Genomic DNA, 13,545 nt, shown 5'->3' with positions numbered 1-13,545 from the left:
ACAGGTGGTGATCCTGCACCACGATCCTGTACCACGCCGTTCTCAACCCGGCAGTGAGCCGGGTGCTGCGCGGAATCCGGCTTCGATCCGCATTCGTCGACGGCTGCCTCGCCGTGACCGGCCTGAAGGCCGATCACCGCAGCCGCCACCGGTACCGCTCCAAAAACCTCCACTGATGTTCAGGGCGGCGCGCCCTTTCCCCAGGGACGACCAGACGGCGGGGCTTGGCGTAACGCTTTTTTCCTGCGAGATGCATCACCGGGCAATCGTCCGGCCGGCGCGACTTTTCCGTTACGAGACCGCGAGTTCGGAAGCCTCCACTTCATGGGAGTGCCCTTCCCGCCGCTCGCCATGGCGTGCCGGCGTGGCAGGCTCCCCGACTTTCCCCGTTGACGTATCCCCTGAAGAAAGCCCCTCCAATGACGCGACACACCCACGAACCCCGGGCGACCGGTACGCAGGAACGGCCCCACGTCCTGCACCGCACCCAGCCCGCGACGCATCGGGCCGTACCGGCCGATGCGCGCACGATCACGGCGCCCAGGGTGACCCGCGACCACCGAGGAGAATCATGAAGGGCCTGCACCGGCTCAGCCGGCGTCGCCGGACATTGACGATAGGACTGTCGGCCGCGGCGGTGGTGGCCGGTGTCGTGACGCTCCTGCCCAGCTCCGCCGGAGCCGCATCCCTGGGTACGCAGGCGGCCCCCTCGGGCAGGTACTTCGGCACCGCCGTGGCCGCCGGCAGGCTCGGCGACTCGACGTACGCCGCGATCTCGGACCGGGAGTTCAACATGATCACCCCGGAGAACGAGATGAAGTGGGACGCCATCGAACCGTCCCGCGGCAATTTCAACTTCGGCCCCGCCGACCAGATCGTCAGCCATGCCATGGCACACGGCCAGCGCATGCGCGGCCACACCACGGTCTGGCACTCTCAGCTCCCGTCCTGGGTCAGCTCCATCCGCGACGCGAACACGCTGCGCAGCGTGATGAACAACCACATCACCACCGAGATGACCCACTACAAGGGCAAGATCTACGCCTGGGACGTGGTCAACGAGGCGTTCGCCGACGGCGGCAGCGGCCAGCACCGCAGCTCGGTGTTCCAGAACGTGCTGGGCAACGGCTTCATCGAGGAAGCGTTCCGCACCGCCCGGGCGGCCGACTCCTCGGCCAAGCTCTGCTACAACGACTACAACATCGAGAACTGGACCGACGCCAAGACCCAGGGCGTCTACAGCATGGTCAAGGACTTCAAGTCCCGCGGCGTGCCGATCGACTGCGTCGGGTTCCAGAGCCACTTCGGCACCGGCGGCCCGCCGTCCAGCTTCCAGACCACCCTGTCCAAATTCGCCGCCCTGGGCGTCGACGTCCAGATCACCGAGCTGGACATCGCCCAGGCGTCGTCCACCAACTACGCCAACGCGGTTGGCGCCTGCCTGTCCGTGGCCCGGTGCACCGGCATCACGGTATGGGGCATCCGTGACAGCGACTCCTGGCGCAGCGGCGAAAGCCCCCTGCTGTTCGACAAGAACGGCAACCCCAAGGCCGCCTACACCGCCGTCATGAACGCCCTCAAGGCCGCTCCCGGTACCGGCCCGGGCGGGACGACCGGCGGTACCGGTACCGGTACCGGGGAGATCAAGGGCGCCACCTCCGGTCGTTGTATCGACATCAACGGCTTCACCACCGCCAACGGCACCCAGGCGCAGCTGTGGGACTGCAACGGACAGACCAACCAGCGCTGGACCTACACCTCCGGCAAGCAACTGATGGTCTACGGCAACAAGTGCCTGGACGCCAAGGGCACCAGCAACGGCACCGCGGTGGTCATCGGGGACTGCAACGGCGGCGCCGGCCAGCAGTGGAACATCAACACCAACGGCACGATCGCCGGCGTCCAGTCCGGGCTGTGCCTCGACGCCGTCGGCGCGGCCACCGCCAACGGCACCAAGATCCAGCTGTACTCGTGCTGGTCCGGCGGCAACCAGAAGTGGACCGGCCCGTCCGGGACGTCGACCCCGACCACGCCCGCGCCGACGGGCGGCACCTGTGCCCTTCCGTCGACGTACCGGTGGAAGTCGACGGGTGCGCTGGCGCAGCCGGCCAACGGGTGGGTCTCGCTGAAGGACTTCACCAGCGTGGTGTACAACGGCAAGCACCTGGTCTACGCGTCGAACGTGTCGGGATCGTCGTACGGCTCGATGGCGTTCAAGCCCTTCACCAACTGGTCGGACATGGCGTCGGCCGGCCAGACCGGGATGAGCCAGTCCACGGTGGCGCCCACGCTGTTCTACTTCGCGCCCAAGAAGATCTGGGTGCTGGCGTACCAGTGGGGTGCGTGGCCCTTCATCTACCGCACGTCGAGCGACCCCACCAACCCCAACGGCTGGTCCGCGCCGCAGCCGCTGTTCACCGGCGGCATCCCGGGCGCCGCCCCGATCGACCAGACGCTGATCGCCGACGACCAGAACATGTACCTGTTCTTCGCCGGTGACAACGGCAAGATCTACCGGGCGAGCATGCCGATCGGGAACTTCCCCGGCAACTTCGGCTCGTCGTACACGACGGTCATGAGCGACACGGTGAAGAACCTGTTCGAGGCGCCGCAGGTGTACAAGGTCAAGGACCAGAACCAGTACCTCATGATCGTCGAGGCGCGGGGTGCCAATGAGCAGCGCTACTTCCGCTCGTTCACGGCCTCCAGCCTGAACGGCACGTGGACCCCGCAGGCCGCCAGCGAGGCCAACCCCTTCGCGGGCAAGGCCAACAGCGGTGCCACCTGGACCAACGACATCAGCCACGGTGACCTGGTCCGCACCAACCCCGACCAGACCATGACCATCGACCCCTGCAACCTGCAGTTCCTCTACCAGGGCAAGTCCCCCACCGCGAGCGGCCCCTACGACAAACTGCCGTACCGGCCGGGTGTCCTCACCCTGCAGCGCTGACCTGCCCGATCCACGGTGAACGCGATTCCGGGCGGCCTGCCGCCACGGAGACGAGCGGTCTACGGCACGGGTAACTCCACCTGCTGACCGATACTCACCGCCTTGAGGAACCCCAGCCGTGCGCCGGCTGGGGTTCCTCTCTTCTGTGGACTCTCATCGCGGGTACGGACCGAAGCACTACGACGCCGCAGCACTGCGACGCCACCGCGGACACCGGGCCTTGGCGATCCGGTCCAACTGCGGCTCGTCCAGCCCGGCCAGGGCACGGCGTGCGGTGGAGTCCGGGTCCGCAGTGCCGAGCAGGGCGGGTGGTGGACCTGCACCTGCTCGGCCTCGGACAGGTTCTTCGCGCCGAGCACGATCGCGCCCGCCGGGCCCAGCAGCACATGCGCGCGGTCGCGCCGGGCCGCGCTCCCAGCGCCCGGCCACAGCCGGCCCAGCGCGGCGGTCAGCCCCACACGGTCGGCGACCTGATGCCGCAGCACCACCTTGGCGTGCCCGACCAGCCCTCTCCCGGCAGCGGCCAGGGGGCACACCGGGCGGGCCCCCGGTCGACCGGCGGGCACCGGCCGCGGGGATCCGGACACGGTCCCGCCGCCGACGAGAGCCCGGGCCTGGCGGCCGGTCCTGATGATCAGGGGGTGCGGTGTGCGTTTCGGGGAAGCGGCGTTCTACGTCGTCACCCCAGCACCGGAAGCCCACCGGAGCCCGAAGGTGGGAAGTGCTGAAGGCGCTCGGGGTATTCCAGCGCGCCACCGGCGAACAGCTGTGGCGGATGCCGCGCCCTGGCGACCGGTACGACCGCGGTGACCGCCATCCGACGGCGCGGGTTCATCGAGCGCCTGGTCACCGCTGGGCACTGGCACACAGATGGCCCGGACATCCTCACCGTCAATGGGGGAGGAGAAAGAGCTCGCGCCCGCGCGACATCCTGTCGTCTCACGTAGTCATGAGGGGTATGCACGGGGATCACGAAGCAAGCGAACAGGCGGGGACCGAGTGAAATCAGCACAGGAGGATGCGTACCTGGAGTTCGTGGCCGCGAGGGCGAAGGCGCTCTACCGCTCGGCGTACGCACTCGCGGCGGGCGACACGCATCTTGCCGAGGACCTGGTCCAGGAGACCCTCAGCCGGGTGTACGTGCACTGGCGCCGGGTGGCCGGTGCGGACAGCCCGGCGGCCTACGCCCAGACAGTCCTGGTCCGCACCTTCCTCACCCTGCGGCGTCGGCGCAGCACCGGCGAGCGCCCCGTCGGGAACATGCCCGACAGCGCGGCGTCCGGCCCCGATGCCGCACTGCGGCTCACCCTGCTGGACGCGCTCGGCCAACTGCCGCCCCGCGACCGGGCGGTGCTGCTGCTCCGCTACTGGGAGGGCCACAGCATCGAGGAGACAGCCCAGATGCTCAGGCTGAGCAGCAGCGCGGTCCGCTCGCAGGGCACCCGGGCACTCGGCAGGCTGCGTGCGCTGCTCGGCGACAGCCTGTCCGATCTGGTTCCGCAGTGAGCACCGGTGCACGCAGGTCCATGCCGCCGCAACGACCCCCTCAGCGAAAGAGAAGTGATGCCACCATGCCGTTCGAAGCAGACCTCGCACATGCCCTGGACCGTACGACGGACTCCGTCGAACCCGACCTCACCGCGCTGTTGAGCGGAGCCGTCCAGCGCGGGCGGAGCCGCCGGCGTCGGCGCAGCGCCGGTGTCCTGGCCGGGGTCGGCGCCTGCGCGGTGATCGCGGCAGGCGCCCTGGTGATGCCCGGCGTGCTCGCCGGGACCCACTCCGCCGGGTCCGACATGGAGCCGGTGGCGCTGGCCGTGCCCCGTTCCGCGGTCACCGGTGACCAGATGGTCCAGGCCCTGAAGAGGACGCTCCCCGGGGGCCGGTTCAGCCAGGTGACCGGACAGAGCAACAACCCCTCGGACCCGTCCAACGGGAAGGTCGCCAACGGTGAACTGGTCGTCGACGACGGCCATGGCGCCGCCTTCGTGGGCGTCTCGGCCGTGCGGCTCAAGCTGCCGCTCGGGGACGGCGACGGGCTGAGCTGCGAACAGACGCCCGCGCGTGCCGCAGGCGACACCTGCACGCTGAGCGAGCTGCCGAGCAGTGCCGCGGTCCCCGGCGGGGCCGTGGTGATGTCGGAGCGGAACGCGGCCGAACACCCGGCCCGTACCGACACCGCCCGCCGCTGGACGGTGACGGTGACCCTGAAGTCGACCGGCGCGCAGCTTCAGATGGTGCAGTGGAACAGCACCGGCGGCGGCAGCGGCGCCGACACACCGAAGCCGACCCGTGCCGCTCCCCCGCTCTCCGAGCAGCAGGCGGTGGCCGCACTCACCGGTGTCGCCTGGGCGCCGGTCCTCGGCGCCGTCGGCTGAGCCACCGCGACGCCGAAGGAGGTTGTGCCTGCCGCCGGCCCCTGGTCCCAGTACCAGGGGCCGGCGGCGGGGACGCCCCACGAGACCGGCTTGTGGAGATCCGCGGCACCTGATGGACCGGATCTCCGAAGCACAACGAGAAGGGTGGCGCCCACAACTTCACGCCTCTCCCATGCCGGGCGTCACACGCCCGACGTCCCCGACCCACCTGCCTGAACCGCGAACAAAATCCCATTGCCGAAGCAGGGCACCCGACTTGAGACTGGGGTCATGCTCGGATTCGTCAGGACCGACAACCCTGCACTCGTCTCCTGCCTGGGCGATCCTCAGCGGACCGTCGCGGCATACCGCGAACTGTTGCGACGCGGCGGGAGTGCACTGAGCTCCATCCGCTCCGGCCTCCGCGACGAGCACCCGGCCGTCCGCGAGGGCTGCTGCCGCCTGCTTGATCACCTGGTCGACACCGAGTCGATGGGCGAGCTCGTGGCCATGGCCGACGACCCGGACGCCCGCGTCAGGATCGCCGCGTTCCACGCGCTGGCTTGTGACCGGTGCAAGGGGGACACCTGCGCGCCAGGCGCCGACCGCGTCCTCGAACCCGCGCTGCGCCATCTGGCCTCGGACCCCGAGCCCCACGTCCGGGCCAGGGCTGCCGAACTCGTCGGCAGGTTCGTCCACACCCATACGTGTGCCGGCGCCGCCTTGAAGGCGTCCCACACCGACGACCCGAGCCCCGCAGTGCGGAAGAAGGCGGGCTGGTTCACGCCCGGCGGAAGCATCTACGAGCGGACGCTTCCCCGCAGCATCAAGTGACCACCACACAAGCCGAACAGACACGGGCCCCTTCGCCGCGACGCGGCAAGCGGGCCGCTGTCCACGGTTGATCAGTCGTGTGAGGCCGCCAGCAGGATCTTCAGCAGGTCGTCGGGGGCGTCCCGCATCACGTTGTGGCCGGAGGCCAGGGCGTGTGTGCGCCAGGCCGGGTCGTCGCGCAGCCGCTGGTAGAGCGGGGTGAAGGGGGACTGCCCGTCCCAGCCGGTGGCGTACACGTAGTCCCTGCTCCGGTAACGGTCGAGGCCGTTCTCAAGGCGGACCGACTGGAGCAGGGAGGCCAGCGGGTGGGGGGTGGCCCGGGGGTCGAAGAACGGGAGCGGTGCGCTGGAGTAGCCGGTCTCGCCCGCGCCGTCGAGGTACCAGGCGCGCTCCTGCTCGGTGACCAGGGACCAGCAGGAGTCCCCGTCCTGGGGGACCATGGCGTCCACGTAGACCAGGCCGGCCACCCGCTCCGGCACGCGGTCGGCGGCGCCGGTGATCACCATGCCGCCGTAGCTGTGTCCGACCAGTACGGCGTCGGAGATCTCCTGGTCCGTCAGGACGTTGACCACGTCGTCTATGTGGGTGTCGAGGTTGACCGTGGCGGTGAGGAGGTGTTTGCGGTCGCCGACTCCGGTGAGGGTCAGCGGGTAGGCGTGGTGGCCGTGTTCACGCAGTTGCCGGGCCAGCGGTTCGAAGGTCCAGGCGCCGTGCCAGGCGCCGGGGATGAGGACGAAGGTGGTCATGCTGGGTCTCCTGGGGGGCGCGGACGGCAACGGTCGGGCGGGCGGCGGGGGCGGTCAGTCGGCGACCGAGAGGACGATCTTTCCCGTAGTGCGCCGGCTGTCGCCGAGCTCGTGGGCCTTGGCCGCCTGCTCCAGCGGGAGCACCGAGTCGATCCGGGGGCGCAGCAGGCCGGCTTCGGCCAGGGCGGCGATCTCCCGCATTCCCGTCTGGTCGGCTTCCACGATCATGAAGGCGGCGCGCAGTCCGAGCGGACGGGCCTGTTCGGCCAGGTAGGCCTCGGCGGGGGAGGCCAGGGAGACCAGGACGCCGCCGGGGCGCAGGGTGCGCAGCGAACGCGGCCCGTACTCGCCGCCGATCGCGTCGAGCACGACATCGACCGGTTCGAGGGCCGTCTCGAAGTCGGCCTCGGTGTAGTCGAGGAGCTCGTCCGCGCCGAGGCCGCGCAGGAAGTCGTGCTTGGCGGAGCGGGCGGTGCCGATCACGTGGGCGCCGCGTGCCTTGGCGATCTGCACGGCGAGATGGCCGACGCCGCCCGCCGCCGCGTGGATGAGCACCCGCTGCCCGGGGCGTATGCCGGCGACCTCCACCAGAGCCTGCCACGCGGTGAGCGCGGCCAGCGGCAGCGCGGCGGCCTGGACGTGGGTCAGCGCGGCGGGCTTGCGGACCAGGTGCCGGGCCGGGGAGGTCACGTACTCCGCGTACGTGCCCGCCGGGAGCGGGTGGCGGGGCAGCCCGAACACCTCGTCGCCCGGGGCGAATACGGTCACTCCGGGGCCCACCGCCTCGACCACGCCGGAGAGGTCCCAGCCGAGCCGGACCACGGCGCCGGCGAGCCCGCCGGAGGCGCGGTGCCAGGAGTCGGTCGGGTTGACCCCTGCCGCGTGGACCCGCACCAGCACCTCGGCCGGTCCGGGCTGCGGGCGGTCCACCTCGATGACCTTCAGTACGTCGGGGCCGCCGAAACCGTCCTGGCCGATCGCGCGCATCGTCATCTCCTCGTTCCCCCGGGCCCCTGCGGCCCGTTGAGATCAAGGTTTCCGCATTCCACCTGCACGATCGAGTGGCAAGATTGACAGCTTCTGAAAGAATCTTGCCATGCATCGCGTCGTCGTTCTGGCCCTCGAAGGCGTCTATCCCTTCGAGTTGAGCATCCCGGTGAGGATCTTCGGTACCGCCGCCGGGCCCGACGGCGAGCCGTTGTACGAGGTCGTCACGTGCAGCCTGGACGGCGGCCCGGTCACCACCAGCGCCGACTTCGCCGTCACCGTGGCCCACGGGAGCGAGGCGCTCCGCGCGGCGGACACCCTGGTCATCCCGCCCTTCACCTGCGGCCCCGAGGCGACGCGGGACTGGCTGCCCGACGCGCTGGCCCAGGCCCTCGCCCTCCTGCCGGCCGCTTCCCGCATCGTGTCGATCTGCACGGCCTCGTACGTTCTCGCCGCGGCCGGTCTGCTCGACGGCCGTCCCGCCACCACGCACTGGAACGAAGCCGACCACTTCCAGCGGACCTTCCCGCAGGTCCAGGTCGACGCGAACGTGCTGTTCGTCGACGGCGGCCAGGTGCTCACGGCGGCGGGGGTCGCCGCCGGGATCGACCTCTGCCTGCACCTGGTACGCCGTGACCACGGCAGCGAGATCGCCAACCGGGTGGCGCGGCTGTGTGTGGTACCCCCCTGGCGGGAAGGCGGCCAGGCCCAGTACATCGAGCGCCCGATGCCGCAGCCCACGACCGCCACCACGGCCGCGACCCGCACCTGGGCGCTTGAGCAGCTCCACCAGCCGCTCTCCCTGGCCGACTTGGCGGAACACGCCCGGATGAGCGTACGGACGTTCTGCCGGCGTTTCCGCGACGAGGTGGGTATGCCGCCCGGCCGGTGGCTCGTCCAACAACGGGTCGAACACGCGCGGCGCCTGCTGGAGACCACCGACCTCCAGATCGACCAGATCGCCGCCCACGCGGGATTCGGCACCGCCGTCTCCCTCCGCCAGCACCTGTCCACCGCGATCGGCGTCTCACCGACGGCCTACCGCCAGGCCTTCCGCACCGGCTGAACTCACTCACGGACCTGAGCGTTCACGGCGGGATGCGCGGCACCGCTGTCCGCGCCCAGGCTTGCGAGCAGGCGCAGCCCGTCCTCGGCGGGGCTGCCGGGCGCCGCGGACAGCACCACCAGCTCCATGCCTGACTCCTCCGGCAGTGCGAAGTTCTCCTGGTGCAGTTCAAGGAGGCCGACCAGCGGGTGCCGGTACGCCTTGCGCCCATGGGTGCGGGCGCGCACGTCCGCGCGGGCCCAGAGGCGGCGGAAGCGCTCGCTGCCCATCGCCAACTCGCCGATGAGCGAGGCCAGGCGGGGGTCCTCGGGGTATTTGCCGGCGGCCAGGCGCAGGTGCCCGACCACGTCGAGGGTGCACGTCTCCCAGTCCGCGTAAAGGCCGCGCTCGGCCTCCTCCAGGAAGAGGTGGCGGGCGGTGTTCAGGCCGGGCATCGGCCGGCCGAAGAGGAGCCCGGCGAGGCGGTTCCCGGCGAGCACGTCCAGGCGGTGGTCCATGATCAGCGCGGGTGCGCCGTCGACCAGGTCGAGGACGCGCAGCAGCTCCGGCCGGACCCGCCCGCCCGGCGCCTTCGCGGGACGGCGGCGCTGCCGGGCGAGCCGGTGGAGGTGCCCGCGTTCGGTCTCGTCGAGGCCGAGGACGCGGGCGAGCGCGTCGAGGACCTGTCCGGAGGGCTGGGTCGCGCGGCCCTGCTCCAGGCGTACGTAGTAGTCGACGCTGACTCCGGACAGGTGCGCGACCTCTTCGCGGCGCAGCCCTTCGACCCGGCGGCGGCCGCCGGCGGGTATGCCGACGGCCGCCGGGTCAACCCGGGAACGCCGGGTCCGCAGGAAACCCGCAAGATCGTCCATGCCCCCAGTATGGCGTCGGCAATGCCCGTGAAGGGTGGCCCTGTCATTACCAGGAAGTCCCGTCCGATGGAAGAGGTGCCCCTGAACGCCGGGCGCCGCAGCGCCCAGGATCGAAAGCAATCGAAGGCAGTCGAAGGCATCCGATCCCAAGGAGTTCCCATGAAGACGCTGATCGTCTACGCCCACCCGGAGCCGAAGTCGCTCAACAGCTCGCTGAAGGACCTCGCGGTGTCCACATTGGAGGGTGCCGGGCACGAGGTGCGGGTGAGCGATCTGTACGCGATGAACTGGAAGGCGGTCGTGGACGCCGCGGACTACGGCCCCCACGCCTCAAGTCCGCTGAAGGTCGCCCGGGACTCGGGCCGGGCCTTCGACGCCGGGGCGCTCACCCCGGACGTCCGCGCCGAGCAGGAGAAGCTCCTGTGGGCCGACACGATCATCTTCCAGTTCCCGCTGTGGTGGTACACGATGCCCGCGATCCTCAAGGGCTGGGTCGACCGGGTGTTCACCTACCACTTCGCGTACGGCGTCGGCGAGCACAGCGACACCAAGTACGGCGAGCGCTTCGGCGAAGGCACCCTCGCGGGCAGGAAGGCCCTGCTGTCGGTGACCGCCGGCGGCCCGGAGTCGCATTACACCGCTCGCGGGATCAACGGCCCCATCGAGGATCTGCTGTTCCCGATCCACCACGGCATCCTCTACTACCCGGGCATCGAGGCGCTGCCGCCGTTCGTGCAGTACAGCACCGACCGGATGACCGACGAGGACTACCCGGACGTCGCCAAGGCCTGGGAACAGCGCCTGCTCACCCTGGAGTCGACCCAGCCGATCGCGTTCCGGCGGCAGAACTTCGGCGACTACGAGATCCCCTCGCTGCACCTGAAGGAGGGACTGGAACCCGCGGGCCGCAGCGGTTTCGGGCTGCACGTGCGCGGCTGACCGCCGGACGGCGAAGTTCATCGGCGATGCCATGGCCGACGTCCCCGACGAGGTGCCGCCCGGCGTCGCCCGACGTCGCCCGACTCGGCCGATCGCTCCTCTGTGACGTCGTCCTCGTCGAGGCGGACGGCCGCCGGGTCGCGCAGGGGCCGCCCGCAGGCCCTCGCGCGGCGGGCGGGCGGCAAAGCCGTAGCGGGCCCGGGCAGTTGAGGTCGGCGTGCTCGGGCGGGGAGACACGGGCCACGTCCTCGTCCAGGACGTCGTGCTCCCGCTGTCGCGGGCGTGCTTGTGCCGCGACTCCTGGACGGTCAACTGCCGGTTCGTCTGCCGCCGGCAGGTGTCGTCGACCGGGTCGACGACCCGCAGCAGGTGCGGCGTCCTGGCGATCCGCCCGTACGCGGCGAACGCCTGGCCCACCGGGATCGGCCGCCCTTCGCGGCCGATTGTCCGCAGCAGGTCGCTCCTCGGCGAGTGTCAGGAACGCCTCCGGCTCGTGTCGCTCCAGCATCCCCCACCCTTCCATCGTTAATCGAGGCTTCACGATCGTTGCACAGGGGCGCATTGATGCCCCCTCCGGCCTGCAGCATGATCAAAGGCGTTGGAACAACACCTGACCTGCACAGGAGGACATCATGTACGTCACCCACGACCGCGCCCTCAATGCCCCGGCCCATGACGACGACGCAGTGGTCGCGGAGCTCCGGGACCGTACGGAGATCACCGACGCGCTCTACCGCTTCGGTCTCGGCCAGGACCTCAAGGACAAGGAGCTGTTCGCCTCGGCCTTCGCCGCCGACGCCGAGCTGGACTTCCGTCCGGCCGCCGCCAAGTGGGGTGCCAAGCCGCCGCTGATGTCGGGGCGCGACACCATCGTCACCACCATCCTGGCCATGTTCACCGGCCGGGTGGACACCACCCACCAGGTCACCAACATGCGGATCACCGTCGACGGTGACACCGCCCGGCTCACCGCCCTGGTGGAAGCCCAGCACCTGCTCACCGCCGACCCCACCACGTACGCACTGCTCAAGAACCCCTACGACGTCGACCTGGTCCGCGACGGGGAGCGCTGGGTCATCCGCCGGCTCCGCATCGACAACAGCTGGTTCACCGGCGAACCCACCGCGATCTTCGGCTGACACACCGTCGTTGGCTGCCCCTGCGCCCTGCTTGCGTCTCTGTTCGAGGTCGATTACCTCGTTCTCGAGCGCCAATCGCGGACCCTACAGGCTGGCTGCGTTGGTTCGGAGAACGTGCCGTTCTTGCAGTTCGACGCCGAGATCCGCCGGATCGTCTGCACGACGAACGCGATCGAGCCCCTCAACGCCCGCATCCGCCGGGCTGTCACGGCCCGGGGGCACTTCCCCACCGAGGCCGCCGCACTCAAATGCGTCTACCTCGCGGCGATGAGCCTCGACCCGACCGGCAAGGGCCGCAAACGATGGACCAGCCGCTGGAAGCAGGCCCTGCAAGCGTTCGACACCGCCTTCAACGGGCGCCTCTCAGCAGCCCGCTTCTGACCAACCAACCACCCTGGCTACACCGCTAAATTGACAGGCCGCGCTTACACGCCCGACGTGGGGTGGGGGGTGTGCGTGGGTGGTTTGGGGTGTGGGTGTGGGTGCGGGGCATGGGTGTGGCCTCACGCGCTGGGCCATCCGGGTGATGTCGCGTCAGAGGGCTTGTCGCCTATTTGGCGGTCATTCATTGTATGTAGCGGGAGCCGGGCGGGTTGGGCACCATTTCGGCCGAGGGAGTGTCCTTGCGGGACCGGTGCCGGGTGGGCCGGTACCGGTGTCGGGTGTTGTGGGGAGTTGCCTGTGACTGTGCTCACCGGCAGCGGTGGCCCCAGGAGGTCCTTTCCGTTCCGTGCGGGCAGGCCATGGCGTGGGGGCGATGCTCGGTGGGGGTGCTGCTCGCGATTGTCCCTGCGGCTTTGACCGCCTGCCGGGGGCCGTCTCGCGGTAGGCGGCAGACCTGACGGGGAAGGGCGGGGTATTCCACATGCCTGGTTCGATCGCCGGTGTCCACTCACACCGCTTTCATCATGCCAGCTTGGAGAGCCGTCATGCCTATTTCCCCGAATCAGGGACCCACCAGCGGTGGCACGGTGGTCACCATCACGGGTTCGAACATTGCCGGAACCACCAGAGTGATGTTCGGCTCCAAGCCGGCCACCAGCTTCACCCAGGTTTCACCGACCCAGGTCACCGCGATATCCCCCTCCGGTACCGGCGCGGTCGGAGTGACGCTGACCACCCCCGGCGGCCCCAGCAACCCCATCCCCTTCTATTACGTGAACGCACCGTTGCTGACTTCGCTGAGCGTGTCCTCGGGACCTGTGGCAGGCGGTAACACCATCACCGTCAACGGCACCGGCCTGTCCACCGCCACCCGCGTGGCCTTCGGCACCAACACCGCCGTCCCCACCGTCCTCTCCGACAGCCAGCTCACCGTCACCGTCCCGGCCGGGGCCGCGGCAGGCGCGGTTGCCGTACGGGTCACCACAACAGGCGGCACGAGCAACAGCCTGGCCTACACCTACGTGTCCGCACCCACCGCCACCACCCTCGCCCCCACCAACGGCCCCCTCACCGCCGGCACCCCTTTCACCATCACCGGCACCAACCTCACCGGCGCCAGCAGTGTCACCTTCGGCAGCAACCCAGCGACCGTAACCGGCGTCAACAATGCCGGAACCACCCTGACCGGAACCGCACCCGCAGGCACCGCCGGCAACGTTGCAGTCACCATCACCACCCCCGGCGGCACCACCACCGTCCCCGGCGGCTACACCTACGTGTCCGTACCCACC

Annotated in this window: 12 protein-coding genes and 2 pseudogenes; 9 read left to right on the top strand and 5 right to left on the bottom strand. The window is 70.1% G+C overall.

Annotated elements, in window-relative coordinates:
* Nucleotides 1-571 precede the first annotated feature (571 nt).
* Nucleotides 572-2,953, top strand: coding sequence for a non-reducing end alpha-L-arabinofuranosidase family hydrolase (locus ACZ499_RS14045; RefSeq protein WP_468674817.1), 2,382 nt, complete (start codon nucleotides 572-574; stop codon nucleotides 2,951-2,953).
* A 59-nt stretch (nucleotides 2,954-3,012) separates the two neighbouring features.
* Here the strand turns inward: ACZ499_RS14045 and ACZ499_RS14040 are convergent, their stop codons facing one another.
* A complete protein-coding gene (locus ACZ499_RS14040; RefSeq protein ID WP_468674815.1) occupies nucleotides 3,013-3,540 on the bottom strand; it encodes a hypothetical protein in 528 nt (175 codons plus the stop codon).
* Between the two features lie 412 nt (nucleotides 3,541-3,952).
* Here ACZ499_RS14040 and ACZ499_RS14035 point away from each other — a divergent pair, with 412 nt between their 5' ends.
* The 3 genes from ACZ499_RS14035 (at nucleotide 3,953) to ACZ499_RS14025 (ending at nucleotide 6,141) form a co-directional block, all read left to right on the top strand.
* Entirely contained in the window at nucleotides 3,953-4,459 is a 507-nt protein-coding gene (locus tag ACZ499_RS14035; RefSeq protein ID WP_468674811.1) for a SigE family RNA polymerase sigma factor, read from the top strand.
* Nucleotides 4,460-4,524: 65 nt separating this feature from the next.
* Nucleotides 4,525-5,328 (top strand): hypothetical protein, encoded by an 804-nt coding sequence (locus tag ACZ499_RS14030; RefSeq protein WP_468674809.1) that lies wholly within the window; start codon nucleotides 4,525-4,527, stop codon nucleotides 5,326-5,328.
* Nucleotides 5,329-5,598: 270 nt separating this feature from the next.
* Complete coding sequence (locus ACZ499_RS14025) at nucleotides 5,599-6,141, top strand: HEAT repeat domain-containing protein (protein WP_468674808.1); 543 nt, start codon at nucleotides 5,599-5,601, stop codon at nucleotides 6,139-6,141.
* A 71-nt stretch (nucleotides 6,142-6,212) separates the two neighbouring features.
* On the opposite strand, the gene ACZ499_RS14020 is transcribed toward ACZ499_RS14025, so the two are convergent.
* Both ACZ499_RS14020 and ACZ499_RS14015 read right to left on the bottom strand, forming a co-directional pair.
* Complete coding sequence (locus tag ACZ499_RS14020) at nucleotides 6,213-6,887, bottom strand: alpha/beta fold hydrolase (protein WP_468674806.1); 675 nt, start codon at nucleotides 6,885-6,887, stop codon at nucleotides 6,213-6,215.
* 54 nt (nucleotides 6,888-6,941) lie between these two features.
* Complete coding sequence (locus ACZ499_RS14015) at nucleotides 6,942-7,874, bottom strand: NADP-dependent oxidoreductase (RefSeq protein ID WP_468674804.1); 933 nt, start codon at nucleotides 7,872-7,874, stop codon at nucleotides 6,942-6,944.
* Nucleotides 7,875-7,983: 109 nt separating this feature from the next.
* Here ACZ499_RS14015 and ACZ499_RS14010 point away from each other — a divergent pair, with 109 nt between their 5' ends.
* The gene (locus tag ACZ499_RS14010; RefSeq protein ID WP_468674803.1) at nucleotides 7,984-8,940 is read left to right on the top strand and encodes a GlxA family transcriptional regulator; all 957 of its coding nucleotides are present in this window, start codon (nucleotides 7,984-7,986) and stop codon (nucleotides 8,938-8,940) included.
* 2 nt (nucleotides 8,941-8,942) lie between these two features.
* Here the strand turns inward: ACZ499_RS14010 and ACZ499_RS14005 are convergent, their stop codons facing one another.
* Nucleotides 8,943-9,791 (bottom strand): helix-turn-helix transcriptional regulator, encoded by an 849-nt coding sequence (locus ACZ499_RS14005; protein WP_468674801.1) that lies wholly within the window; start codon nucleotides 9,789-9,791, stop codon nucleotides 8,943-8,945.
* A gap of 159 nt (nucleotides 9,792-9,950) precedes the next feature.
* On the opposite strand from ACZ499_RS14005, the gene ACZ499_RS14000 reads away from it, so the two are divergent.
* Nucleotides 9,951-10,730: an NAD(P)H-dependent oxidoreductase gene (locus tag ACZ499_RS14000; protein ID WP_468674799.1), complete on the top strand. Its 780-nt coding sequence runs from the start codon at nucleotides 9,951-9,953 to the stop codon at nucleotides 10,728-10,730.
* A gap of 17 nt (nucleotides 10,731-10,747) precedes the next feature.
* Here ACZ499_RS14000 and ACZ499_RS13995 read toward each other — a convergent pair.
* Nucleotides 10,748-11,189: pseudogene (locus ACZ499_RS13995) on the bottom strand (Tn3 family transposase); the annotation flags it as partial.
* Between the two features lie 173 nt (nucleotides 11,190-11,362).
* Here ACZ499_RS13995 and ACZ499_RS13990 point away from each other — a divergent pair.
* The 3 genes and pseudogenes from ACZ499_RS13990 to ACZ499_RS13980 form a co-directional block, all read left to right on the top strand.
* Nucleotides 11,363-11,869 (top strand): nuclear transport factor 2 family protein, encoded by a 507-nt coding sequence (locus tag ACZ499_RS13990; RefSeq protein WP_468674797.1) that lies wholly within the window; start codon nucleotides 11,363-11,365, stop codon nucleotides 11,867-11,869.
* A gap of 108 nt (nucleotides 11,870-11,977) precedes the next feature.
* A pseudogene (locus ACZ499_RS13985) lies at nucleotides 11,978-12,250 on the top strand (transposase); the annotation flags it as partial.
* 548 nt (nucleotides 12,251-12,798) lie between these two features.
* A partial coding sequence (locus ACZ499_RS13980; RefSeq protein ID WP_468674796.1) for an IPT/TIG domain-containing protein occupies nucleotides 12,799-13,545 on the top strand: 747 nt, incomplete at its 3' end.

This window comes from Streptomyces sp. NPDC031265 (genome assembly GCF_055570295.1).
Note: the sequence above shows the minus strand (reverse complement) of the source record. Positions and strands in the feature narration are given on the sequence as shown.

Bases quoted from the DNA above. Each gene is read 5' to 3' on its own strand.
- ACZ499_RS14045 (WP_468674817.1), top strand. From the start codon at position 572: ATGAAGGGCCTGCACCGGCTCAGCCGGCGTCGCCGGACATTGACGATA.
- ACZ499_RS14030 (WP_468674809.1), top strand. From the start codon at position 4,525: ATGCCGTTCGAAGCAGACCTCGCACATGCCCTGGACCGTACGACGGAC.
- ACZ499_RS14025 (WP_468674808.1), top strand. From the start codon at position 5,599: ATGCTCGGATTCGTCAGGACCGACAACCCTGCACTCGTCTCCTGCCTG.
- ACZ499_RS14020 (WP_468674806.1), bottom strand. From the start codon at position 6,887: ATGACCACCTTCGTCCTCATCCCCGGCGCCTGGCACGGCGCCTGGACC.
- ACZ499_RS14015 (WP_468674804.1), bottom strand. From the start codon at position 7,874: ATGCGCGCGATCGGCCAGGACGGTTTCGGCGGCCCCGACGTACTGAAG.
- ACZ499_RS14010 (WP_468674803.1), top strand. From the start codon at position 7,984: ATGCATCGCGTCGTCGTTCTGGCCCTCGAAGGCGTCTATCCCTTCGAG.
- ACZ499_RS14005 (WP_468674801.1), bottom strand. From the start codon at position 9,791: ATGGACGATCTTGCGGGTTTCCTGCGGACCCGGCGTTCCCGGGTTGAC.
- ACZ499_RS14000 (WP_468674799.1), top strand. From the start codon at position 9,951: ATGAAGACGCTGATCGTCTACGCCCACCCGGAGCCGAAGTCGCTCAAC.
- ACZ499_RS13990 (WP_468674797.1), top strand. From the start codon at position 11,363: ATGTACGTCACCCACGACCGCGCCCTCAATGCCCCGGCCCATGACGAC.